At 71.6% G+C, this 22702-nt stretch carries 19 protein-coding genes and 1 pseudogene; 6 read left to right on the plus strand and 14 right to left on the minus strand.

Annotated features, from left to right (window positions below):
• Positions 1–7: 7 nt before the first annotated feature.
• Complete coding sequence (locus P2Q00_RS39805) at positions 8–1447, minus strand: hypothetical protein (RefSeq protein WP_275779313.1); 1440 nt, start codon at positions 1445–1447, stop codon at positions 8–10.
• A 131-nt stretch (positions 1448–1578) separates the two neighbouring features.
• Between P2Q00_RS39805 and P2Q00_RS39810 the strand changes: the two genes are divergently transcribed.
• The 3 genes from P2Q00_RS39810 to P2Q00_RS39820 all read left to right on the plus strand — a co-directional run bounded on the left by P2Q00_RS39810 (position 1579) and on the right by P2Q00_RS39820 (position 5163).
• Positions 1579–2133, plus strand: coding sequence for a DUF1269 domain-containing protein (locus P2Q00_RS39810; RefSeq protein ID WP_275779315.1), 555 nt, complete (start codon positions 1579–1581; stop codon positions 2131–2133).
• A complete protein-coding gene (locus tag P2Q00_RS39815) occupies positions 2133–2615 on the plus strand; it encodes a DUF1269 domain-containing protein (protein ID WP_275779316.1) in 483 nt (160 codons plus the stop codon). Before P2Q00_RS39810 ends, P2Q00_RS39815 begins: the two co-directional genes overlap by 1 nt.
• A gap of 121 nt (positions 2616–2736) precedes the next feature.
• A complete protein-coding gene (locus P2Q00_RS39820; protein WP_275779318.1) occupies positions 2737–5163 on the plus strand; it encodes a winged helix-turn-helix domain-containing protein in 2427 nt (808 codons plus the stop codon).
• Positions 5164–5206: 43 nt separating this feature from the next.
• Here the strand turns inward: P2Q00_RS39820 and P2Q00_RS39825 are convergent, their stop codons facing one another.
• Together P2Q00_RS39825 and P2Q00_RS39830 are read right to left on the minus strand one after the other, a co-directional pair.
• Complete coding sequence (locus tag P2Q00_RS39825; RefSeq protein ID WP_275779320.1) at positions 5207–5689, minus strand: response regulator transcription factor; 483 nt, start codon at positions 5687–5689, stop codon at positions 5207–5209.
• Positions 5690–5806: 117 nt separating this feature from the next.
• Positions 5807–6100 carry a DUF8691 family protein gene (locus tag P2Q00_RS39830; protein WP_275779321.1) on the minus strand — a complete coding sequence of 98 codons (294 nt, stop codon included), beginning with the start codon at positions 6098–6100 and terminating at the stop codon, positions 5807–5809.
• A gap of 302 nt (positions 6101–6402) precedes the next feature.
• Between P2Q00_RS39830 and P2Q00_RS51200 the strand changes: the two are divergent.
• Positions 6403–6597, plus strand: a pseudogene (locus P2Q00_RS51200) (DUF7144 family membrane protein); the annotation flags it as partial.
• Between the two features lie 144 nt (positions 6598–6741).
• Here P2Q00_RS51200 and P2Q00_RS39835 read toward each other — a convergent pair.
• Both P2Q00_RS39835 and P2Q00_RS39840 read right to left on the minus strand, forming a co-directional pair.
• Positions 6742–7977: a diacylglycerol/lipid kinase family protein gene (locus P2Q00_RS39835; protein ID WP_275779323.1), complete on the minus strand. Its 1236-nt coding sequence runs from the start codon at positions 7975–7977 to the stop codon at positions 6742–6744.
• Positions 7978–8086: 109 nt separating this feature from the next.
• A complete protein-coding gene (locus tag P2Q00_RS39840; protein ID WP_275779325.1) occupies positions 8087–8491 on the minus strand; it encodes a hypothetical protein in 405 nt (134 codons plus the stop codon).
• Positions 8492–9040: 549 nt separating this feature from the next.
• Here P2Q00_RS39840 and P2Q00_RS39845 point away from each other — a divergent pair.
• Entirely contained in the window at positions 9041–9568 is a 528-nt protein-coding gene (locus P2Q00_RS39845) for a gamma carbonic anhydrase family protein (RefSeq protein ID WP_275779327.1), read from the plus strand.
• A 62-nt stretch (positions 9569–9630) separates the two neighbouring features.
• Here P2Q00_RS39845 and P2Q00_RS39850 read toward each other — a convergent pair whose 3' ends face one another.
• The 4 genes from P2Q00_RS39850 to P2Q00_RS39865 form a co-directional block, all read right to left on the minus strand.
• Entirely contained in the window at positions 9631–10272 is a 642-nt protein-coding gene (locus P2Q00_RS39850; protein WP_275779329.1) for a DedA family protein, read from the minus strand.
• An 86-nt stretch (positions 10273–10358) separates the two neighbouring features.
• Positions 10359–11918, minus strand: a complete 1560-nt coding sequence (locus P2Q00_RS39855; protein ID WP_275779331.1) for a carboxylesterase/lipase family protein — start codon at positions 11916–11918, stop codon at positions 10359–10361.
• Positions 11915–14380, minus strand: coding sequence for a beta-glucosidase family protein (locus tag P2Q00_RS39860; protein ID WP_275779332.1), 2466 nt, complete (start codon positions 14378–14380; stop codon positions 11915–11917). The genes P2Q00_RS39855 and P2Q00_RS39860 overlap by 4 nt, the downstream gene beginning before the upstream one ends.
• Positions 14381–14657: 277 nt before the next feature.
• Positions 14658–16439 carry a ricin-type beta-trefoil lectin domain protein gene (locus P2Q00_RS39865; RefSeq protein WP_275779333.1) on the minus strand — a complete coding sequence of 594 codons (1782 nt, stop codon included), beginning with the start codon at positions 16437–16439 and terminating at the stop codon, positions 14658–14660.
• Positions 16440–16807: 368 nt separating this feature from the next.
• Between P2Q00_RS39865 and galU the strand changes: the two genes are divergently transcribed.
• Complete coding sequence (galU, locus tag P2Q00_RS39870; RefSeq protein ID WP_275779335.1) at positions 16808–17746, plus strand: UTP--glucose-1-phosphate uridylyltransferase GalU; 939 nt, start codon at positions 16808–16810, stop codon at positions 17744–17746.
• A 175-nt stretch (positions 17747–17921) separates the two neighbouring features.
• Here the strand turns inward: galU and P2Q00_RS39875 are convergent, their stop codons facing one another.
• From P2Q00_RS39875 to P2Q00_RS39895, 5 genes are all read right to left on the minus strand, one after another.
• Positions 17922–18359, minus strand: coding sequence for a DUF4442 domain-containing protein (locus P2Q00_RS39875; RefSeq protein WP_275779581.1), 438 nt, complete (start codon positions 18357–18359; stop codon positions 17922–17924).
• A gap of 171 nt (positions 18360–18530) precedes the next feature.
• Positions 18531–19376 carry a spermidine synthase gene (locus P2Q00_RS39880; RefSeq protein WP_275779337.1) on the minus strand — a complete coding sequence of 282 codons (846 nt, stop codon included), beginning with the start codon at positions 19374–19376 and terminating at the stop codon, positions 18531–18533.
• A 53-nt stretch (positions 19377–19429) separates the two neighbouring features.
• Positions 19430–20281, minus strand: coding sequence for a patatin-like phospholipase family protein (locus P2Q00_RS39885; RefSeq protein WP_275779583.1), 852 nt, complete (start codon positions 20279–20281; stop codon positions 19430–19432).
• Between the two features lie 127 nt (positions 20282–20408).
• Complete coding sequence (tuf, locus tag P2Q00_RS39890) at positions 20409–21590, minus strand: elongation factor Tu (protein ID WP_275779339.1); 1182 nt, start codon at positions 21588–21590, stop codon at positions 20409–20411.
• Between the two features lie 254 nt (positions 21591–21844).
• Entirely contained in the window at positions 21845–22567 is a 723-nt protein-coding gene (locus tag P2Q00_RS39895; protein WP_275779341.1) for a DNA alkylation repair protein, read from the minus strand.
• Positions 22568–22702: the final 135 nt, after the last annotated feature.

Here is a 22702-nt window from a genome sequence, read left to right on the forward strand (position 1 = left end):
GGCAGATCTACCGGGCGGTGTCAGTCTGTTGGGGGCTCTTCGCGGGTGCCTCACCTGCCGCGGGTGAGGGGGCGCCGCGCGCGAGAAGGGTGACCGTCACCTCGTATGCGGCGAGGACAAGCGCGACGACGAGCAGGCCCGTCCACGAGGACAGCAGGAGGGCACAGAGCGCGGCGGCCGCGATCCCGCAGACGCGCAGCACATCGGCGTGGTCCCGGATCCACGCCGAGACATCGGTCTCCCGGGTGAGGCGCCTGCCGGTGTTCGCGGCGAAGCGGCCCGTGGCCCGGGCGCCCTGCATGCTGTAGCGCCGCAGGCCGACGGGCAGCCGTCCGGGGCCGACGAGATACGCCACGACGGCTGTGGCCACGCCCACGACGAGGAGTTGGTCGCCCCGTTCGCGCAGGGTGGTGAACACCGTCCAGAGCACGGCGCGTACGCCGTCCCGGTAGACGCCGTCCGGTACCTGACCGAGGATCTGGTCCCGCACGGCGCGCAGCACACTGGACAGCACGACCGTGCACACCACGAGCCAGAGCCCGAGCTGCAGCACGCTCCGGCGGCGGTCGGGCGAGATCCACAGCGCGAGGGCGAGCAGCAGGACCGTGCCGATCAGCAGGCCCACCAGACCGCGCTTGAACAGGACGACGGCGTCCTGGAGTTGGCCGAGTTCCTGCCGGTTGTAGAGCCTGACCTGGGCGAAGTCGTCGGGGAGGTTGACACCGAGGGCTTTTTCGATCCGGTCGTGCAGACCGGGTGGGAGCTGCCCCGAGGAGAGCTCGGGCAGGTCCGGCTTCTTGCCGAACAGGGTGGGGAGTCCGTCCTCCAGTGCGTTGAGGGCGTTGTTGACCATCGGCAGCAGGTTCAGGGTCACCGTTTCGCCGCCGACGCGCACGTTCTCGTTGCGCTTCTCCAGTACGGCGACGATGCGGGCGTGGGCGGAGCGGTTCGTGGCCCGCCACAGGGCCTGGAACTGCTCTGTCCTGATCAGCTTGGAGACCGTGTCCTTCATGTAGTCGTGCACCGCGCCCGTCACGGGTGCGGCAAGGAAGGACGCCCGTGGCGGCAGTGCCTCGGACAGCCGTTGCTGCACGTTCAGTTGGTCGAAGATCTGGTCCGTCAGATACGTGGAGACGGCCGCGTTCACGGCCGGGTTCTTCGGCAGCGGTCCGACCGTCGCGACCCAGCGGCCGGTGTTCAGGGTCGTCCGCGCGCCCCACACCCCCACGACCGACGTGACAGCGAGGACCGCGACGAGCGCGACCAGCAGCGCGGCAACCACGCGCCGCACGACCAGCAGCCGGGACCGGCGCCGCTGCTCACCGCCGATCCGGGCCCGCAGCTCGGCGAGTTCGGCGCGCAGACGCTGCAGTTCGCTCTCGTCGTCGGCGGCCGACGGCGTGTTCCGCTGGGCTGCCTGGGCTGCCTGGTCCTGGTCCTGGTTCATGGGTCTCGTACCTCCACGCCCACGGTCGCGCCCGCCGCGTTGGCCGGCCCTCACCTTCGGCGGGTGACGCGGAGGGGCCGCGGGATCGGCTGGATGGAGACCGCCTCGCCATCACGTCGAAGGGAGCGGCCATGACCGGGATCGGGCCGGTACAACTGCTGACGGTCGGGTTCGGACCCGACGCGAAGTTCGAGGGAAGGATCGTGGACGAGCTCTGGGCGCTGGAGCGCAGCGGCGAAATCCGCGTCCTCGACCTGCTCTTCGTGCAGAAGGAGCCGAGCGGCGACCTCGTCACCGCCGACTACCAGGCGGAGGGCATGGGAGACACCGTTGCCGCGCTGCTCGGCATTCCGCGCCGGGTCGTCAGGAAGGCAGCGGCGACGTTCCCGTCCCTGTCCGAGGGCAACGCCTTCGGGCTCGCCCTGGACCAGATCCGGGACATCGCACGGGAGCTGGAGCCCGGCACCGCGGCCGGGTTCGTGCTGCTGGAGCACACCTGGGCCAGGGATCTGCGAGCGGCGATCCGCGAGTCCGGCGGAGTGCCCGTGGCCGAGGGCTTCCTCACGGAGGAGGTTCTCGAAGCGGTGGTCGCAGAGCTCGCCGATGCCATGGCACGGCTCGACGACGCCACCGAGGAACACAGCCATGAGGGCCGGGGGTCCGGCCCGCACACCAGGAGGTCCTGATGACCGAACTCGTCGTGCTCGGCTTCTCCGACAAGGACAAGGCCGAGGCCGTGATGCGCCTCTCGCAGGAGCTGTCCAAGCAGGAACTGCTGGACCTGGAGGACGGGGCGCTCGCCTGGCGGACCCCGGACGGCAAGATCCATGTCCGCCAGTCCTACAGCCCGACCGCGACCGGTGCCGCCGGCGGTGCCCTGTGGGGGACACTGTTCGGCCTGCTCTTCCTGATGCCGGTGTTCGGGGCTGCGGTCGGTGCCGCCACCGGGGCGGTCGCGGGAAAACTCACCGACGTCGGCATCAACGACGCGTTCATCAAGGAGATCGCCGGCACGCTGGAGCCCGGCCGGGCCGCGGTCTTCGCGCTCGTACGGCGTTCCACGCCCGACCGGGTCCGGGAGGCGCTGCGCCCGTTCCAGCCCACCGTGCTGCGCACCTCGCTGACCAAGGAGCGGGAGGAGGAGCTGGTCTCCGCGCTCCAAGGATGAACAACTGACCGTTGTACCAAGTTCACCCGGGTGAGATGGGGCATTCGTCCTGGGCCCCCGCCCGGGTGGGACCACACTCGTCTGACGTGCACCAGCCAGCTCCGAGACCGAGGTGGCGACGATGGACGAGTGGAGCAAGCGGCAGCGGCCGCCGGGAACGCATGTCATCTCCCCGGCGACCGCCCTCCCGCCCCGGGTCGGTGTGCCTCCCCTGCCGACGTGGCTCGTCCCCCGGCCCCGGTTGACGGACCGTCTCTCCCGTGGGGTGCTGGGGCCTTTGACCGTGGTGGTGGGCCCCGTGGGTGCCGGGAAGTCGGCACTCGTCGTGGAATGGGCGCACACCCGGGACGCGCCGGGCCCGGTGGCCTGGGTCACCTGTGACGGTGCGGGAGAACTGCCCGACGTCTTCTGGGCCCGGGTGCGGGCGGCCCTGCGCGAGGCGGGTGTGGATCTGCCACTGCTGTCGGGCGTACCCCGCCCACGGACCGCCGCCTCCGCCGCCTGTGCGGCCTCTCCTCCGTCTCTCGCTTCCGCCCCAGCCTCGGCCTCTGCTCCCGCATCCGCGGCCGAATGGCCTCTGCTCGTGGCAGCGCTCGCCGCCGGGCTCGCCGCCCGCGAGGATCCCGTCGTGCTCGTGCTGGACGACTTCCAGCCGGAGACCGGCTCGCCGGTCGCGGAGGGAATGGTCTGTCTGCTCCGGCACGCGGCCCCGGTGCTGCGCGTGGTCGTGGTCTCGCGCCGGGACCCGCCGCTGCACCTGCACCGCCACCGGCTGGCCGGTGAGCTCGCCGAGGTGCGCACCGCCGACCTCGCCTTCGACGACCGGGAGACGGCCGCCCTGCTGGCCCAGCACGGCGTCGAGGTGCCCCGGCAGGTGGTGAGCACACTGCGGAAACGGGCGGACGGCTGGGCGGCGGGCCTGCGGCTGGCGGCCATGTCCATGGAGGAACACCCCCAACCGGAGCAGTTCGTGGGGCAGTTCGCAGGCGATGACGAGGCGGTCGTCAGCTACCTCGTCGAGGAGGTCCTCGACGGACAGAGCCCGGCCATGCGCAGGCTGCTGCTGACGACCAGCGTCCTGGAACACCTCAACGCCGAACTGGCCACCGAGCTCGCGGGCAAGGAGGCCGGGGCGCAGTTCGCGGCCCTCGTCCGGCAGAACTCCTTCCTCCAGTACGCCGGCAACGGCTGGTACCGCTGCCACCGGATGTTCGCCGACGTGCTGCGGGTACGCCTGCGTCACGAGGCGCCGGGCCTGCTGCCCGGTCTGCACGGCCGCGCTGCCGCCTGGCTGGGCGAGCACGGCCTCCTCGCGGAGGCGGTACGGCATGCGATCACCGCGGGTGACTGGTGCTACGCCAGCCGTCTGGTCGTGCATCAGCTGGCGATCGGACAGGTCCTCGCCCTCACCGACGCCCACCTGCCCGGCGAACTGGTGGGGCTGACACCCGCCGACGTCCGGGGGCTGCCCCCGCATTCGCCCGACCCGGAGACCGCACTCGTCGCCGCGGCGGCGGCCCTGCGCCGGGGCGAGGAACCGGTGTGCGCTGCTGCCCTGGAGCTCGCCGACCGTCTGGTCGGGGAGCTGCCCCGGGAGGAGGCCGACCGGATCGCGCGGTGCCGGCTGTCCCACGCGGTCGTCCGCATGGCCCGGGACCGGTGCCGTGATCCGCAGGCGGCACGGGCCGCGGCGGCCGACACCGGGCGCCTCTTCGCCCAGATGCCGCGCGCCCTGCTGGCGGACCGCCCCGAACTGCGGGCGCTCGCCCTGTCCATCCGCGGCCGCGCCGAACTGCGGGAGGGCGGCCTCAAGGCGGCCGAGGCCTCGCTGACCGCCGGGCTGAAGGCCGCGGGCGCCGCCGCCAACGGCATGCTGCGCCGGGACTGCCTCACCGAACTGGCGCTGCTCGAAGTACTGCGCGGGCGCTTCCGGGCCGCGGACGAACTCGCCGGGCAGGCCCAGCGGCCGCCCCTGCCGGCCTGTACGCCGGGGGATCCGTCGGGGGCGGCGCTGCACGTCGTACGGGCCTGGGTCGGCACGGCCCGGCTCGAGCCGTCCCAGGCGCGTTGTGAACTCGCCCGCGCCCAGGCCGCGTTGCGCACCGCGCCCGACCCGTTCGTGGCGGGCATCGGCTCCCTTGTCGCCCGGCTCGTCGGCGCGGTGGAGAGCGGGACGCCGCCGGCCGAGGTCGTCCCCGACGCCGCCGACTGGCTCACCGAGAGTCTGCGCCGGCCCGTACGGGAAGCGTGCGCCGCCTCACTCGGGGCGATCCGCGCCCACGCGCTGCGGCTGCCACGGGCCGACGGCCGCGCCGCCGTCACGACCGGTCGGCAGGACGACGACCGGCCGCCCGTGGACCCGCTCAGCGCCCGGGAGCAGGACGTGCTGCGGCGGCTGGCGCAGATGATGACGACGGAGGAGATCGCCGAGGAGCTCTACCTGTCGGTCAACACGGTCAAGACGCACCTCAAGAGCGTCTACCGGAAGCTCGCCGTGACCCGGCGGTCGGCCGCGGTACGGCGAGCTCGCGAACTCGAACTGCTCTGACTGCTCTGACTGCTCTCAGGGGTCTCCTGCCGGGCTCCGTGGGTCACAGGAGCCGCAACTGCCTCGCCCGGTCGAGGGCTTCAGTGCGCGAGGAGACTCCGAGCTTGCGGTACACAGCGCGCGCATGGCTCTTCACCGTGTTGTGCGAGATGAAGAGCTCCGAGCCGATCTGGCGCAGCGGCACATCCTCCTGGAGCCTCACAAGGACGGCGTGCTCACGTTCCGTCAGGATGCCGGCCGGTGTCACGGGGTCCTGGCGGCCCCGGCCGTTCTGGGGCAGGGCGGCCAGCACGGCTGACGCCTCGTCCACCAGCGCACCCGCACTGCGCGGGTCGCCCACGGCGCCCGCGATGTCCACCAATGTGTCGGCCACCCACACCAGACAGGTCGCCACCACCGTGTCCACACCGGGCGCATCCGAACCGAGGGCACGCAACCGCCCGTGCAGCACGGACACCCGCCGGGCGTCCGTCCGCCGGAATGCCGCCTCCTTCCGCCCCCGTTCGCTGTCCAGCACCGCAGGCATGTCCCTCACCTCCTCCGCGGTAGGCGGTACACACCAACGGTGTGGGCCGGACGCCGGTACCGGAAGGGGCCTTACGGACTTTCCGCCAAGGAATCGGAAAATGTCAGGGGTAAGTGTCTACGTCCGTTCACCCGAAGCGGAGTCGGCGCCGCCTCGTCCGCCGGGCAGCCGCCGCACCTCGACCAATTCGAGTCCGAGGGCCTGGATGCGGTCCAGAATCCCGTACAGGGCCGCCTGGTCGAGCCCCGCGCCGTGCAGGATCGTCTCCGGCGGGTTGACCGTGACCGTGAGTTCGTCGAAGGCCGTGCGGAACGCCTGTCCGACCCGGCCCTTGATCCGGATCTCGAAGTCGCCGCCGGCGCTGCGCGCCTCACCCCGCTCAGGTCCCGGGCGTTCCTGCGCCGTACCCATGGGGTCACCTCCGCTGCCGCGGGCCGGGGACTGGGGCTTTCCTCATTCTCCCGGGCAGCGAGCCCCGCACATCACACAGCCGGGGTGACAGCGGCGGCGGACGCGGCGAGGGCCCCGCCCGGGGTCATCCAGCGCGGGTGAACCCCCACCGCCACGCCCGCGGGATGCTCCTGGCTCCCGAGGAGGAGGTGTCCGACATGGCGGAGCAGACATCGGCCGGGCAGGACCGGACCGGTACGCCCGCACCGGAGCCGCGCATCAAACCGCTGATGGTCGGCGGGGTCGTGGTCGCCGTGTGCGTGATGTTCATCGTCGGCCTGTACCAGACGGTGGTCGGCACGGCGGCGATCATCGACGACCAGTTCTACACCCGGGTGCAGGACTATCCGTACGACTACAACGTCCACTCCTGGGGCTGGTTCCACCTGATCTCCGGCGTCGTCGTCCTGGCCGCGGCCTTCACCCTCTTCAGCGGCAGGACGTGGGCGCGCATCGTGGGGATCACGGTCGCCGGGCTCAGCGCGCTGGAGAACTTCTTCTTCACGCCGTACTACCCGGGTGTGGTCGGTGATCATCATCGCGCTCGACGTGCTGATCATCTGGTCCCTGACCTCCTACGGCCACGCCCAGGCCCACAAGGTCTACGGCGCACCGCGGTGAGGCAGACCCAGCCGGGCGAGCCTGCGCCAGTCCAGCGGGGGCAGCGCCCGGCGCATTCCCGGGCGCCGGCGCGGCACCAGCACCCGCAGCGCCCGCGGCCGTAACTCGCAGCACGCGGGCACGGGCAGCGTCAGCGCCTCGCCGTCGACGCCGGCCGGTATCGACGGCCGGTCGGCGTCGACCACCACGCGGGTCGCGGTCGCCCGGGTCAGCCCGGGGGCGCGTCCGCCCCGCAGCAGCCCTGCGGCCTGCGCGGCACTGGACACATCGATGCCGACGGCGCCCAACTGGCCGCCGTCCAGGCGGGCCCGGCGGCCGAGGCCCGCGATGTCGCCCGTTCCGTAGGGGTTGTTGCTGACCAGCAGGGCCTGCAGCTCGGTGAACGTCGTCTGCCCCGCGCGGGCGGTCAGCCGCGCGCCCTTGTGCCCCAGCAGCAGGTCCGGCAGGAGCTCCAGGATGGTGCGCGTCTTGCCGTCGCGGTAGGCCGGGCTCTGCACCACCTCGGCGTAGGCGCCGAAGGACACGTTGTTGACGAAGGTGCGGCCGCCCGCCCGGCCGAGGTCGACCCGTAGCTCCACGCCGTCGGTGAGCGCGTCCAGCGCCTTGGACGGGTCGTCGCGGTCCAGGCCCAGGTCGAGGGCGAAGTGGTTGCGGGTGCCGGCCGGGATCACCAGGAAGGGCAGACCGAGCGAGGCGGCGACCTCGGCGACCAGTGCCTGGGTGCCGTCGCCGCCGGCGACGCCGAGCAGATCGGCGCCCTCGGCCGCGGCCTTCTCCCGCAGCCCGAAGCGCTCCACCTTTCCGCCGCCCGACCGAGGGTTCGTGATCAGGACGGCGTGGCGGACCGGAGACGCCGGAACCTCCGGCATGGCGACAGTGGTCTCGGCCCGGCCGAGGGCGCGCCGTCCCGCGCCGACCGCCAGCAGCCACAGCGCGGCGGCCAGGGCGACTACCCAGGCCAGATGGGCGCCGGCGTACAGCACCAGGACCGACACGGGTGCGGCCACCGCCAGCAGGAGGGCCGGCACGCGCGCCGCACGTCGCCTGGTCAGTACCCACCAGATGGCTGCGGCGGTGATCGCCGTGCCGGCCAGGCCGACGCCGACGAGGGCGAAGGTCTTCAGTCCGGCGAAGACGGCCAGGACGAGGACCGACGCCGCCGCAGCCGCCAGCGACGCTCGGGCCGGCCACCGTTGTTGCGGCGAAGTGGACTGCATGACGCCAAGCTCGTCCACGGCCCGCCGGGGCGCCTCACCCCCGTAAGGGGAACGAGGCCGTCCGCCGACGGCCGTCCGCCGCGGCCTCGCCTCACAGGTCGACACAGTCTCAGCCCGGCGGCGCAAGGCCCAGCCTGCGCCCGATCGGGCCGTAATGGGCAATCACGTATCCCACCGCAATGCCCACGACCACGGTCGAGAAGAACAGAATCAGCCAGGACAGCAGGGTGAAGACGGAGCCAAGGGGACCGTACCGCTCGACGCTCAGCCGCAGGGAATGCGGCAGCCAGAGCCCGGAGACGGCCGAGAGCAGGACGACACCGAAGCCGGTGAGCAGGGCGCCGGGCAGCAGGGGCAGCCAGCCCACTCGCCCGACCAGCAGCAGATGCTGCGTCCACCACCACAGCAGACACGAAACGACCGACTGGAGCGGCACGCCCAGCACGGGCCCCACTCCGAAGCCGTCGCGCAGCGTCCCCTGGAGCAGCGGTGACCCACACGACCAGCCAGGCACCCCAGCGCCAGACCACGCTGCGCAGCCCCGAGCGGGGCAGATGCCAGGCACGCTCGCACAGCCTCTGCAGGGCCCGGCTGAAGGCCGTGGCCGACACCAGCGCCACCAGGAGACCGACGGCACCCCAGGTCTCCCACGCCCGGTCACCGCCCGCACAGACCTCGTCGACCTGGGCGAGAACCGGACCCGAGGTGCCGAGCAGCATCCGCAGCGTCCGCCGGAACTCGTCCCGGACTGCTTGCGGGGAAAAGGAGGCGATCACGAAGAGCAGCGGCAGCGCGGTCAGGAAGGCCTGCGCAGCCAGCCGGGTCGCCATGTCCACAAACCCCACGCTCACCAGCTGCCGGCCGATGCGGCCCGCCAGTTCTCGGGCCAGGCCAGGGAACGCCATGGCCGTGCTCCCTCGGACCACGAAAGCCTGTCGGTCGATCACCCTCTCCCGGGCCCGGCCACGGTGCTTCACCCACGACGGGTGAAGCCCGCCCCGCCGCGCTCTCCAGGCACTTCATCGCCTACGGTGCGTCTTGTACCGGCGACGAGGAGAGGGCCATGACACACAAGGCGTTGATCACGGGTATCGGCGGTCGGAATCCGAAGATCGACGAGGAGTCCTTCGTGGCGCCGACGGCGTCCGTGATCGGGGATGTGACGCTGGAGGCCGGGGCGAGCGTCTGGTACGGGGCGGTGCTGCGGGGGGACGTCGAGCGGATCTCCGTGGGGGCTCAGGCCAATATCCAGGACAACTGCACGCTCCATGCCGACCCGGGGTTCCCCGTCAGCATCGGTGAGAGGGTGTCGGTGGGGCACAACGCGGTGGTGCATGGGGCGACCGTCGGGGACGACTGTCTGATCGGGATGGGGGCGACGGTGCTGAATGGCGCGGTGATCGGGGCGGGATCGCTCGTCGCCGCGCAGGCCCTGGTACCGCAGGGGATGCAGGTGCCGCCGGGGTCGCTGGTGGCGGGGGTGCCGGCGAAGGTGAGGCGGGAACTTACGGAGGAGGAGCGGCAGGGGGTGACGCTGAACGGCACCCTCTACGCAGATCTCGCCAAGGCGCACAGCGAACTCCACGAATAGGGCAACGCCTTAAAGGGGCGCGGGGAACTGCGCGACCAGCCACAAGCAACCCGCACCCGAAGTCACTCCGAAGCCCCCACGGTCTCCACTGCGGCCTCCCGCGAAGCGGCCTTCGCCTTGCGCTTGATGATCAGCATCGACGTCAGACCGACGAGCACCGCCGCCACCAGGCCCAGGTACGAGAACCTCTTCAGCCAGTCCTCGGCGACGACGCCCACGTAGTAGATGACCGCCGTGGTGCCGCCCGCCCAGCAGATGCCGCCGAGGACGTTGGCGGTCAGGAACTTCCAGTACGGCATGTGGAGCACGCCCGCGAGCGGGCCGGCGAAGATGCGCAGCAGGGCGATGAAGCGGCCGAAGAAGACCGCCCACATGCCCCACTTCTCGAAGGACCGCTCGGCGGTGGCGACGTGGCCCTCGCTGAAGTGTCGCGGGAACTTGCGGCCCAGCCAGGCGAGCAGCGGGCGTCCGCCCTTGCGGCCGATCGCGTAGCCGATGGAGTCGCCGACGACGGCACCGGCGGTTGCGCAGGCGCCGAGCACGATCGGGTTGATGCCGGAGTGCTGGGAGGACATCAGGGCCGCCGAGACCAGGACGATCTCGCCCGGCAGCGGGACGCCCAGGCTCTCCAGACCGATGACCAGTGCCACCACGGCGTAGACGGCTGCCGCGGGCACTGTGTCGAGCCACTCCTGGACGTGCAACGCCGGTTCCTCCCGATTCGTAACCCTTTGTTTACTGCGTTCCCGGCGTGCGCCGCACGGGGGCGCACGCCGGGAAGCCTACCGGGTCAGCCGCCGGAGAGACCGTCCCAGAGATCGCACTGGTGTTCCTGGTGCACGGAGGTACTCAAGGTGTTCCCGCCCTTGGACGCGGTCTTCAGGGAGAGGATCACGCCCGGACCGGCGGGCATCGTGGGCTGCCCCGCCGCCCGCGGCACACCGTCCCGTACGAAGGATCCCCAGTACTGGACCAGCTGCCGGGACAGCGCCTTCTGCTCGGCGTTGAACGGGGACTCCAGACCGAAGTGCTTGAAGAGGTACTGGATCTCATTCACGTGCGTCGCGCCGAAGTCGAAGTCCGTGTGCAGGTTGCGGAGAGAGGCGAAGGGCGGAGAAGTGCGGTCGGCGAACTCGTACGAGTAGACCGGGCCGCGGGTGGCGAGCAGACCGTCGAGCCGCAGTGCCGGGCAGCTGAACAGCACGTCGCCCAGTGCGGTGGCGTACGCGATGGTCGGCGTCGGGTGGTCGGCGAGCGGATAGCGCTGCAGCGCCTGCTCGCCGAAGTCGTTACGCATGACCCCCGGGTACTGCTCGGCGGTGAGCGGTGTGCCGTTCAGGTCGAAGTTGGAGAACGCGAACAGCCGCCCCTCGTCCTTGTTCGAGCCGTTGATCACCGGCACCCGGGCGGCGGTTCCCTTCGCGACGGCCTGTTCGGGCTGTACAGGCAGGAAGGCGCCCCCGACCACCGGGTTCCAGTCGAAGTCACCCTGGGCCTCCAGGATCTCGCGGGCGGACTTGCCGCGCAGACACGCCACGGTCGTGCAGCCGACCTTCTTGGCGAAGTCGGACCCCTGGGCCACCGCGTCCTGGTGCGTACGGGCCGTGCAGTCGTCGTAGGCGCCGCTCTCGATGATGGCGCCGCGGAACAGGCCCCTGGCCGTCGGTGAGGCCAGCTGGGTGCAGACCGAGCGGCCGCCCGCCGACTCGCCCGCGATGGTGACGCGGCCCGGATCGCCGCCGAAGCGGCCGATGTTGGCGCGCACCCAGCGCAGCGCGGCCTGCTGGTCGAGCATGCCGAAGTTGCCGGAGACCCCGTCGTGCGTCTCGCCGTCGAGGCCGGAGGTGGCGAGGAAACCCATCGCGCCGAGGCGGTAGTTGACGGTCACCACGACTGTTCCGGTCTGCCGTGCGAAGGCGTCCGGGACGACGTCCTGACCTGCGCCGGCGGTCAGTCCGCCGCCGTGGAACCAGACCAGGACCGACCGCCGGGCGGAGCCTTCGGGGACATACACATTGAGGTCGAGACAGTCCTCGGTGTAGGAGGGCTTGTCGTAGCCGGGGTCCCAACTCGACGTCTGTACACACTTGTTGCCGAAGTCCTGTGCGGAACGCACCCCTTGCCAGGGCCGCACGGTGTGCGGCTCGCGCCAGCGGAGCTTCCCGACGGGCGGCTCGGCGTACGGGATACCGAGGAACTGCCGTCCCTCGGCGGTGGTTTCGCCGCGGACGAGACCCGCGTCCGTGCGAATGACCGGGCCGCCGCCCGACGGTGCGGCCTGCGCCGCCGGGAGTGGCGTGACGAGCGCCGCCGCGAGGGCCGTCAGGCCGATGACCATGCGCCGTATCACGTGCCCACCTCCACGCTCGTACGCAACCGGAGATCACGCGAGGACGCACCGACCCATAGCGTGCGTCGGCCGGTCCCAAGCACCCAATCGTGATGCTTCAGGTCCCATGAGGACAATGTGCGTGCGGTGACTTCCACGGCGATCCGCCGCCGCTCCCCCGCCCGCAGGGTCAGCCGCCGGTAACCGCCCAACACCCGTACCGCCTGGTCGAGTCGGAGGTCCGGCGAGGGCCCGACGTACACCTGCGGCACATCGACACCGTCGCGCCGGCCGGTGTTGCGGACGGTGAAGGAGACCTCGATGCCGCCTCTCGTCCACCGGGCCCGCAGGTCCTCGTACGAGAAGGAGGTGTACGACAGTCCGTGCCCGAAGGGGAACAAGGGCCGTACGCCTTCGGCGTCGTACCAGCGGTAGCCGGCGTGGATTCCTTCGGAGTACTCCTCGGTGCCGTCCACGCCGGGGTAGCGGCGGGGGTCGCCGGCGACCGGGTGGTGGTCGTCGTCGACCGGGAAGGACTGGGTGAGGCGGCCGCCGGGGTCGCACTCGCCGAACAGGACGGCGGCGGTGGCGGCCGCGCCCTCCTGGCCCGGGTAGTACATCTGGAGCACGGCGCCGGTGTGCCGCAGCCACGGCATCGATGTCGAGGACGAGGTGTTGAGGACGACCGTGGTGCGCGGGTTGGCCGCGGTGACGGCCTCGATCAGCTGCTGCTGGTGGCCGGGGAGGGCGATCGTGGTGCGGTCCTGGCCCTCGGTGGCGTCCTCGTAGGCGAAGAGGACGACGTCGCGGGCGGTGCGGGCGGACTTGACGGCCTCGGCGACGTCCTGGGCGCGGGTCGCGCCGGTGCTGCGCCGCAGCCGGAACAGCAGACCGTCGGCTCCTCCCTGCGCGGTGATCTTCAGCGTGTGGGCGCCCTTGGCGAGGGTGAGGGTCTTGCGGCGCACGGACAGCCCGTCGGGGGCGGCCGAGACCAGCCCTCCCGTGAAGAACTCGCCGTATCCGGCGGCCTGCGGGAACAGCTCCGTGCCGTCGAGGAGAACCTTCGGGCGGGCCGTGGGCGCGGACGAGAAGTGCAGGACGAAGGTCCACTCGTCGGCCTCGGGGACGGTGAGCGTCCCGTCGTACGTCCAGACCTTGCCGGCGTCGACCCCGTGGCCCTCTGAGTCGAGAGCGGGGCTCAGCGCGTCCGCCGGGATCGCCTTGCCGAACAGATCCTCACCGAGCGCGTAAGTGACCTTCCCCGCACGGGACTTGATGGCGTCCAGGGGGCTGTCGGCGTGGTCCGGCACGACGTGCGCGCTGCCGCCGCCGCTGACGAAGGGCAGGGTGCCGGTCGGGCCGATCACCGCGACGGCGGTGCCGGGGGCCAGCGGGAGGGTGCGGTGCTCGTTGCGCAGGAGGGTCGCGCCGGCCTTGGCGACCTCCAGGGCGACGGCGGCGCCCGCCGGTGCGTCGCGGTCCGGACGCGGCGGTGCGCTGCCGTCGAGCAGCCCGAAGCGGTCCATGACGCTGAGAATGCGGCGTACGGAACGGTCGACGTAGCGCTCGGGCACACTGCCGTTCTGCACGGCCGACTTGAGCGCCGTACCGAAATAAGTGCCGCCGGGCATCTCCATGTCGAGGCCGGCGGTGATCGCCGCGACGGTGCTGTGCGCGGCGAACCAGTCGGTCATCACCCAGCCGTCGAAGCCCCACCGATCGCGCAGGATGTCCGTGAGCAGGGTCTTGTTCTCGCAGGAGAACGTGCCGTTGACCTTGTTGTAGGCGCCCATCACCGCGCCGACCCCGGCGCCGACGGCTGCTTCGAAGCCGCGCAGTTCGATCTCGTGCATGGTCTGCTCGTCGACCCGCACATCGATCGAGTTGCGGTCCTTCTCCTGGTTGTTCATCGCATAGTGCTTGACGGTGGCGATGAGACCTTGCCCCTGGATGCCCCCGATCTCGGCGGCGACCATGCCGGAGGCGAGCAGCGGGTCCTCGCTGAAGGTCTCGAAGTTCCGGCCCGCGTACGGGGTGCGGATCAGGTTGACCATCGGGGAGAGCAGGACGTCCTGGCCGAGGGCGCGACCCTCGCGTCCGATGACCTGGCCGTAGCGGCGGGCCAGGTCCGGATCGAAGGCGGAGGCCAGCAGGACGGGGGCGGGCAGGGCGGTGGCGTGCCGGGTGACACGGACGCCGGCGGGGCCGTCGGCAAGGCGGAGCGGGGGGATGCCGAGGCGCTCGACGGCGGGGACATAGCCCGCCTGGCCGAGCGACTTGGCGTCGGTGGCGCCGTGCAGGAGGGAGATCTTCTCGTCGAGGGTGAGCTTGCCGATGAGGCCTTCGACGCGGGAGCCGGCCCCCGCCTCGGGTCTGTCCAGTGCGTGCGCGGGGGGCGTGAGACCGCCGGTGGCCGCCGTGGCGACGGCGATCGCGCCGCCCAGCAGACGCAGTGCGGATCTCCGGGAGACAGTGTCGGTCATGGGCCGTCACTCCTTCGGTGTGCGGGCACGACGATGTGAACCGCAGGTACGCCCGGCGGCCCGGTCTGCGTTCGGCATCTGAACGCAGTCTGCTTCAGGACCGACCTGACACCCCGTAGGGAACCGTGGGCGCGGCGGAAAACTATGACCGCCAGTGACTCGTGTCAATGAACCGAACAAGAAACTCTCTGATGCCGACAAGAACCGAAGGTGGGGCCACCCCGGCGAGGTGGCCCCGGATGAGCAGTATGTTTCGTATGTCCGGCGTGGGTCCCGATCAGCCCAGGGCGGCCTTGAGATGGGTGACCGTGCCCAGCACGTCGGCCGGAAGGGTGCGCAGTTCATCAAGGGGCGCGGGTGGCGCGGAAGGCTGGGTTTCGCTGTCGACCTGGGCGAACCGCTCCTCGTACTGCTCGTCGTACGGCTGCTCGTGCGGCTCGCCGCCGGGCTTCCTCCGCTCCGGGGCCCGGGCGCCGGGCGGCTTCGACGCGTCACCGGGAGAGCCGGGGCCCGCGGGGCGGCCGCTGTCCTGCGATCCGCCTTTGCTCTCCGTGCGGCCGGTGTCGTCGACGTCGACTTCGAGCATCCAGCGCTGCCCGTCGGAGCCGTCCCGTGGGGTGACGACGACGTCCGCCCGCCTGCCCGGTGCGACAAGGAGTCCCTTGCCGCCGCGCAGCAGGAGCTCCCCGCGCACCGTGAGGTCGTAGCGCACCTCGCCCGCGTGCACCAGGCAGTCGGCCAGGGTCACCGAGCCCTGGCCGTCGGCGTCGGCGTCGAGGCACAGGGTGGGGTCGGCGCCGCTGCGCAGCAGACCGTCGTCCTGGTACGACCACTGCTGCGACCCGGCGGAGGAGCAGGCCGCGAGTACGGCCGCGGCGCCGGACCTGGCCCTGCCGCCCTCGACGCCGAGACAGAGTCCGGCCTTGGCGTTGCGGAGCCTGCCGCGTCCGATCTCGACGGGCCGTCCCGCGGAGGCGGGCGACGGGGAGCCCGCCGAGGTGTCGTCCGCGGGGTTCGACGGATGCAGGGTGCTGCTGCTGGGCGCTCCCCAGGTGGCGCCGGAGCCGGGGACAGCGTTGTCATCGGACCAGCCCTTGCTGACGAGGACCGTGGCGAGCAGGGCGAGGGCCGTCAGGCCGACGCCCACGACGACGGCCTTGGTGTGCCTTCGCGGCGCGGCAGGCCGGTGGCGCCCGCCCCCGGGACGTACGCCGCGCCCGGGCGCGAACGCCCGGTCTCCGCCGCGGCCGGGGCGGGAGTCGAGATAGCGCCGGGCGCCCCAGCCGAGCACGGTCTCCGCGAGCAGAACCTCCAGGCCGCCCTCGAAATGGCTGAGCTGTTCGGCGGCGTGCCGGCAGTACCGGCACTCCATCAGGTGCTGCTGGACATCGGGGAGCAGGGCACCGCCGCGGCGTATCGGGACGTCGAGGAGGCGGTTGTAGAAGCGGCATTCCTTGCCGGGCGCGAGTTCCCGGTGGGCGCGCACACAACCCACGCGGAATTGCTCGCGCGCCTGCTCCAGCGCGGCCGACGCGGTGGGCGCGTCCACCCCCAACAGACCAGCCGGTACGGTTATGGGTTCGGCCTCGACCTCCGAGTGCCAGAGCAGGCATTGCGAGGCTCCCGGAAGGGCCTGGAATGCCCGCTCGGCGATTTGCCGCCTTTCGGGCGTCGCGGATCGCGCGGCACGCAGTCCGCGCCCGCCGGTCGTTTTGCGGAGTTCCGGCAGAAGAGCGGAAATACCGTCATCCGCGGCCCACTGCCTGACCGTGTCCCGGACGGCCATGAGGAGTTGCGGCCGCAGGGCGCCGCCGCCCGGCCGGCCGAGCACCCGGTGGAACGCGGCGGCCGCGGCCATGGACGCCGGACTCTCCCCGGAGGCAAGGCAGATGACCGCGTAGTCGTACGTCGCGGGCCAGTGCCGGGCCAGCAGCAATGCGCCCGCACGGGCGCCCGCGGCACCCGGACCCAGCTGCGCGACGAGGTTGCGGTCGGACTCGGCGGGCCCCGATCCGGGACGCGGCGGGTACGGCGGGCGTGGGGGGTAGGGCGATTGCACTGAACCAATTCCTTCCAAGCCGCAGGCCGGCGTGCGGAATGCGCGAAATGCGCATCCGTCGGAAAGCAGGTGCCTGTTTGGTGCATACCTATGCGGTGTCAGATACTGACCGCTATTGGGCCGCTCACTTTCGCACAATTGACTCACAGGCAACAAGGAGTTCGAGCGACTCAAGTTCAAAACATGGAAACTTCAGATCAGTTACCGGCGGTATCCGTACCCGCATTCGAAACAACCGTAGGGCGAGCGTCGAGTTGTGTGCACCCCAGGACGGTTGGTACACGAAACCTCCACTGCCGGGCGGACGCACAGGGAGATCCCAAGCTTCTCTCGGCGGGCTCTCATCCGCGTGCGCCAGCATGAGCCGCATGATCGTCCCCCACACCACCTCAGCCCGTACGGTCCGCAAGGCGGTGGTCCCGGCCGCCGGCCTCGGCACCCGCTTCCTGCCCGCCACCAAGGCGACGCCCAAGGAGATGCTGCCGGTCGTCGACAAGCCGGCCATCCAGTACGTCGTCGAGGAGGCCGCCGCGGCCGGACTCGACGACGTCCTGATGGTCACCGGCCGCCACAAGCGCGCCATCGAGGACCACTTCGACAACGCCTTCGAACTGGAGCAGGCCCTCGCCGCCAAGGGCGACGCGGTGCGCCTGGACGCCGTACGCGACCCCGCCCGGCTGGCCAGCATCCACCACATCCGCCAGGGCGAGCCCCTCGGCCTCGGCCATGCCGTCCTGTGCGCCCGCCGCCACGTCGGCGACCAGCCCTTCGCCGTCCTGCTCGGCGACGACCTGATCGACCCCCGCGAAACCCTCCTCAGCCGCATGCTCGACGTCCGCGACCAGTACGCGGGCAGCGTCATCGCCCTCATGGAGGTCCCGCCGGAGCAGATCCACCTCTACGGCTGCGCGGCCGTGGAGGCGACCGGCGAGGACGACGTGGTCCGCGTCACCGGGCTGGTCGAGAAGCCGTCCCACGAGGATGCACCCAGCAGCTACGCCGTCATCGGCCGCTACATTCTCGACCCGGCCGTCTTCGACACCCTGGAGCGCACCCCGCCCGGCCGCGGCGGCGAGATCCAGCTCACCGACGCCCTCCAGGAACTGGCCACGGGCGGCACGGTGCACGGCGTCGTCTTCGACGGACTGCGCTACGACACCGGCGACAAGGCCGACTACCTGCGCACCGTCGTCCGCCTGGCCTGCGACCGCGACGACCTCGGCCCCGAATTCACCGCCTGGCTCAAGGAGTTCGTGGCCGGACTCGACACCGGGACCAGCTCCGAGCGGCGGCGTCTCGCGGCCTGATACGGCACCATTCCCGGGGCGGCGACATCAGCGGCTTCGCCGCGGCCCCCCGGACCCCCAGCAGAAATGCAGGTCGGCAGGGGCCGCCGACCTGCAGACATCGCGAGGCGAAGCCGAGTGACACACCGAGGGCCCGGGGACGACGTACACCCCGGGCCCGATGCTCAAGCGCCGCTCAGCCGTTGGGCCGCAGCGTCCATACGACGGTCATCTCGCCGGTGACGGCGCCGTCACCGCGCCGGATCTCGATCGTCACCGGGAACTCGGGGCGCTCCCCTGCGTCCAGCTCCGCAACGACGTCGGCGGCCGGGCGGCCGAGGGTCGCGGTGGCCGTGACGGGTCCCATAGCCAGCTTCTTGTACGCGATCTCGGCGCTCACGGCGAGCGGCACGGCCCGCGAGAGCTGATCTCCGAAGGCGGCCAGCACGATCGTCCCGCTCGCGGTCTCCCCGAGCGTGAACATCGCGCCGGCGTGCGGCCCGCCCACGTGGTTGTGGTACTCACTCTGGTCCGGCAGGGTCACCACGGCCTTCTCGGGCGTGGTCTCCAGGAACTCGAGGTTCAGGGTCCGGGCCATCGGCACGGTGGCGGCGAGCATCTCGCCGATGGACATCTGGTCTGCGCTCATGCCAGGAATGTTACCCACGAGTAGTCGGGGGTGGCCAGATCTGTGCGGTGTTCGCGGGATCACGTGCACGGCTCGGAAAGGGTTTGGCGGGCAGCTGTCCCGCCGGGGGATGTCGGCTGGTGACCTCTCCTGCCGATGCCCGGTGCCCCGGACGGCTCAGCCGATGCCGAACGTCCCGTCGGGGGGCTCGGGTGACGGTACGGCGTCCTCGTCCGCCACCGGGCGCGCGTCGGCGATGAAGGCGTGGATTCCGGGCCCGTACTCGACCCGTGCCGGGAAGGCGTCGGCTGCCGTGAGCCGGGCGAGGGCAGCCGTGTCGACGGGGTGGTGCGCGGCGACGAGCACGGCGTTGCCGAAGCGGCGCCCGCGCAGGACGGCCGGTTCGGCGATCAGCACCAGTTCCTCGAACTCCGTGGCGAAGGTGGCGAGTTGGGAGCGGAGGAAGGCGAAGGGCGCGGCGTCGGCGAGGTTGGCCAGATAGACGCCCCCGTCACGCAGCACCCGGGCGGCCTCGCGGGCGTAGGCGACGGAGGTGAGGTGTGCCGGGACGCGGGAGCCGCCGAAGACGTCTGCGACGAGCACGTCCGCCGAGTCCGCGGGCGCCGCCTCCAGCCAGGCGCGGGCATCTGCGGTGTGCAGAGTGATGGCGGCGCCGTCCGGGAGCGGCAGGTGCTCCACGACGAGCTCCAGCAGGGCCCGGTCCGCCTCGACGACGTCCTGCCGCGAGCCGGGCCGGGTCGCGGCCAGATACCGGGGCAGGGTGAGGGCGCCCCCGCCGAGGTGCAGCACGTCCAGCGGGCTGCCCGGTTCCGCGACGATGTCCAGGACGTGCCCGAGCCGCCGTGCGTACTCGAACTCCAGATGCGCCGGCTCGTCCAGGTCCACATACGACTGCGGTGCTCCGTCGACCGTCAGCAGCCAGGCCCGCTTGCGGTCGACGTCGGGCATCAGCTTGGCGGTGCCGTGATCGACATCTCGGGTCACGGGTATCGGCTCGTCCACGGGTCCATTGTGCCGGGAGCAGGGGCGCGGGCGGGCGGTCCGGGCCCGTCGTTTCAGTCGCCCCAGACCTGCGCCACCTCCCCCGCGTGGTCCTTCGCCTGTTCGCGCCCTGCCCGTGCCGCGGCCGCCCGGACCGAGGGGTCCAGGGCGTTGCGCCCGATCGCGTCCTTCGCAGCCTCCGAGGGTGTCACGACCGCGACCCGTGCGCCTTGCTCGGCGAGCCGTCCGCCCTGGGCGGCCGGCGAGGCGAGGGGGCCGCCGCCCGAGGCGATGGGAGCCAGGACGACGACGCGTTCGTATCCGCTCGCCAGATGGGCATTGGCCGGCGAGTACACACCGCCGTCCGTCCAGCGGCGGCCCTCGATGGGCCAGGTCGGCCACACACCCGGCACCGCGCAGCTCGCGGCGACGGCGTCCGCCAGGGGCACGCCGCTGTCCTTGTCGAAGACGCGAAGCGTCCCGGTGGCCGTGTCCACGGCGGCGATCCGCAGAGGTCCGTCCGGCCACTGCGGTGACACGAGCCGGCTTTCGATCGCCGCCCGCCGGGCCGCTTCGGTGGGCGTCCGGGCGGCGAGTGCCATCCGGCCGACCTTGCGGCCGTACGCCTCGGGGGTGCGTGAGGTGAGTGCGGCCCAGACGAACCGGGCCATCACGCCGGTGCCCAGGCGTGCCGGTATCTCGCCCTCGGGGTCGGCCAGTTGACGTTCGTACAGCTCCCGCGGCAGCTCCTGTGGTGTGCGCAACGCCAGAAGCTGGGCGGCCACCGCCGAACCCGCCGACGTACCGAACACCACATCGGCGTCCCCGAGTTCCACGCCCGCCTCGGACAGCCCGTACACCATCCCGGCCAGCCATCCGATCCCGCCGACGCCCCCGCCGCCCAGCACCAACGCCCTGCCCGCCATGGTCTCCCCCGCCTCTGTCCGACCCACGACTCCGTGTGCGATCAAGTCTTGCGCACGCCACTGACATTCGGGCCCGGACGGCGGGGTGCGCGGCGCCCGCCCCCGAGGAGGCGGGCGCCGTGCGTGCTCAGCCGACCGACGTCACCGTGCCCGCGCCGACCGTCCGGCCGCCCTCGCGGATCGCGAAGCCGAGCCCCGGCTCCAGGGGCACGTCGCGGCCGAGCTCGACCGTCATGGTCACGGTGTCGCCGGGCCGGGCGACGGCCGCCTGGCCGAGGTCGACGTCGCCGACCACGTCCGCGGTGCGGATGTAGAACTGCGGCCGGTAGCCGGTCGACACCGGGGTCGTGCGTCCGCCCTCGCGCGTCGACAGGACGTACACGCGCGCGGAGAAGCGGCGGCTCGGCGCCACGCTGCCGGGCGCCGCCACGACGTGTCCGCGCCGGACCGCGTCCCGCGGGACACCGCGCAGCAGCAGCGCCACGTTGTCGCCGGCCTGCGCCTCCTCCATGGGCTTGCCGAAGGTCTCCAGGCCGGTGACGACGGAGTCGACACCGGCGCCGAGCACTTCGACCCGGTCGCCCACCCGGACGACACCGCGCTCGACCGCGCCCGTCACCACAGTCCCGCGACCGGTGATGGTGAGCACGTTCTCGACGGGCATCAGGAACGGCGCGTCCAAGTACCGCTCGGGCATGGGCACATACGTGTCCACGGCGTCGAGCAGCGCCTCGATGGACGCCGTCCAGCGCGGGTCGCCCTCCAGGGCCTTCAGCCCCGAGACCCGTACGACGGGTACGGAGTCGCCGCCGTAGCCCTGCGCGGTGAGCAGCTCGCGGACCTCCAGCTCGACCAGGTCGGTGAGCACGGTGTCCTCGCCGTCGTCGACGGCGTCGGCCTTGTTGAGCGCGACGACGATGTGGTCGACGCCCACCTGCCGGGCGAGCAGGACGTGTTCGGCGGTCTGCGGCATGATCCCGTCGAGCGCGGAGACGACGAGGATCGCCCCGTCGAGCTGCGCGGCGCCGGTGACCATGTTCTTGACGTAGTCGGCGTGGCCCGGCATGTCCACGTGCGCGTAGTGGCGGGTGTCGGTCTCGTACTCGACGTGCGCGATGTTGATGGTGATGCCGCGGGCGGCCTCCTCCGGGGCGCGGTCGATGCGGTCGAAGGGCACGAACGTGCCGGTGCCGCGCTCGGCCAGGACCTTGGTGATGGCGGCGGTCAGGGTGGTCTTGCCGTGGTCGACGTGGCCCATGGTGCCGATGTTCAGATGCGGTTTGGTGCGCACGTATGCCGTCTTGGGCATGGCGATACCTCGAAGCCTCTTCGTAGGTGAGATGGGGACCCCAAGGACTCGCCGACCCTCCCCCTGCGGGGTCCGCCGGACGATCCGGAGAGGGTCAGCTTCGGGCGCCGTCGACTGCGGCGACGAGTGTGGGAACGGCAGCCTTCGGGGCATCCGCGACCGCGGATGCTGCGAGGTGGAAGGCGTACCGGAACATGACGCCGATCATTGCCGACGCTTTGCCCCGCGTCGAATGGTTTTTCCCTGGGACGAGTTCACGCCCCGATGTTCTTCAGTGCCTCCCGCACCGACAGCGGCGCGAACCGCCCGCGCTCTCGTGCCAGGAAGGTCCGTACGGCCCCCGGGTCGGTCTTGGCGTACTCGCGCAGGCACCAGCCGATCGCCTTGCGGATGAAGAAATCGGGGTGCCCGGACTGGCACAGACAGTAGGTGAAGAGGCGTTCGGTGTCGGTGCGTTCCTTGTAGCGCAGCTGATGGAGCAGGGCGGTGCGGGCGATCCACAGGTCGTCGTCCGCGATCCAGGCGTCCAGGTCCGCCGTCAGCTTCGGGTCGGCCGCGACCAGCGCACCCACGACATGGGCGGCGAGCGCATCGACGGTGTCCCACCAGGAGACGGTGGCGACGAGGTGCCGGGCCACCGGCAGGAAGCCGGAGGAGCACACGCGCGCGTGGCGGCGCAGATAGTCGACGGCGAAGTAGTGGTACTCCCGTTCGGGCAACTGCCAGCAGCGCAGGGCGATCGCCGTGCAGTCGACCTCGGCGGGGCGGGGCAGACCCTCGACGACGGTGCGGGACAGCGTCCGGCGCACGGGTGTGGTGAGACCCAGGAAAGGGGCCACGTCCTTCATGTACGCCCGCATCGACTCGGCCCGCCCGGGGTCGGCCGCGGCGGCGTACGTGGTGGTGAGCCGCTCCATCACGGTGTCGGCGAGTGTGCTGAACGGCACATCCACGACGGCCTCACCTGTGACGCTCATGGGACGAACCATACGGCGATCACACACATATGTTTGGTGTCCAAGAAAATACCGATACATAGAGCTCCCGCAACTCCCCTGGTCAGACGGTTGGCTGTGTGCCGCCAGCCCCGCCGTACTCCGAACTGGGCCGTA

The sequence above is a fragment of the Streptomyces coacervatus genome (assembly GCF_029223485.1).
In the GTDB taxonomy this organism is placed as follows: Bacteria; Actinomycetota; Actinomycetes; order Streptomycetales; family Streptomycetaceae; genus Streptomyces; species Streptomyces coacervatus.

What these genes read in the sequence shown, in the direction of transcription:
- P2Q00_RS39805 (WP_275779313.1), bottom strand. Translation starts at nt 1,447, where the DNA reads ATGAACCAGGACCAGGACCAGGCAGCCCAGGCAGCCCAGCGGAACACG.
- P2Q00_RS39810 (WP_275779315.1), top strand. Translation starts at nt 1,579, where the DNA reads ATGACCGGGATCGGGCCGGTACAACTGCTGACGGTCGGGTTCGGACCC.
- P2Q00_RS39815 (WP_275779316.1), top strand. Translation starts at nt 2,133, where the DNA reads ATGACCGAACTCGTCGTGCTCGGCTTCTCCGACAAGGACAAGGCCGAG.
- P2Q00_RS39820 (WP_275779318.1), top strand. Translation starts at nt 2,737, where the DNA reads ATGGACGAGTGGAGCAAGCGGCAGCGGCCGCCGGGAACGCATGTCATC.
- P2Q00_RS39825 (WP_275779320.1), bottom strand. Translation starts at nt 5,689, where the DNA reads ATGCCTGCGGTGCTGGACAGCGAACGGGGGCGGAAGGAGGCGGCATTC.
- P2Q00_RS39830 (WP_275779321.1), bottom strand. Translation starts at nt 6,100, where the DNA reads ATGGGTACGGCGCAGGAACGCCCGGGACCTGAGCGGGGTGAGGCGCGC.
- P2Q00_RS39835 (WP_275779323.1), bottom strand. Translation starts at nt 7,977, where the DNA reads ATGCAGTCCACTTCGCCGCAACAACGGTGGCCGGCCCGAGCGTCGCTG.
- P2Q00_RS39845 (WP_275779327.1), top strand. Translation starts at nt 9,041, where the DNA reads ATGACACACAAGGCGTTGATCACGGGTATCGGCGGTCGGAATCCGAAG.
- P2Q00_RS39860 (WP_275779332.1), bottom strand. Translation starts at nt 14,380, where the DNA reads ATGACCGACACTGTCTCCCGGAGATCCGCACTGCGTCTGCTGGGCGGC.
- galU (WP_275779335.1), top strand. Translation starts at nt 16,808, where the DNA reads ATGATCGTCCCCCACACCACCTCAGCCCGTACGGTCCGCAAGGCGGTG.
- P2Q00_RS39875 (WP_275779581.1), bottom strand. Translation starts at nt 18,359, where the DNA reads ATGTCCATCGGCGAGATGCTCGCCGCCACCGTGCCGATGGCCCGGACC.
- P2Q00_RS39885 (WP_275779583.1), bottom strand. Translation starts at nt 20,281, where the DNA reads ATGGCGGGCAGGGCGTTGGTGCTGGGCGGCGGGGGCGTCGGCGGGATC.
- tuf (WP_275779339.1), bottom strand. Translation starts at nt 21,590, where the DNA reads ATGCCCAAGACGGCATACGTGCGCACCAAACCGCATCTGAACATCGGC.
- P2Q00_RS39895 (WP_275779341.1), bottom strand. Translation starts at nt 22,567, where the DNA reads ATGAGCGTCACAGGTGAGGCCGTCGTGGATGTGCCGTTCAGCACACTC.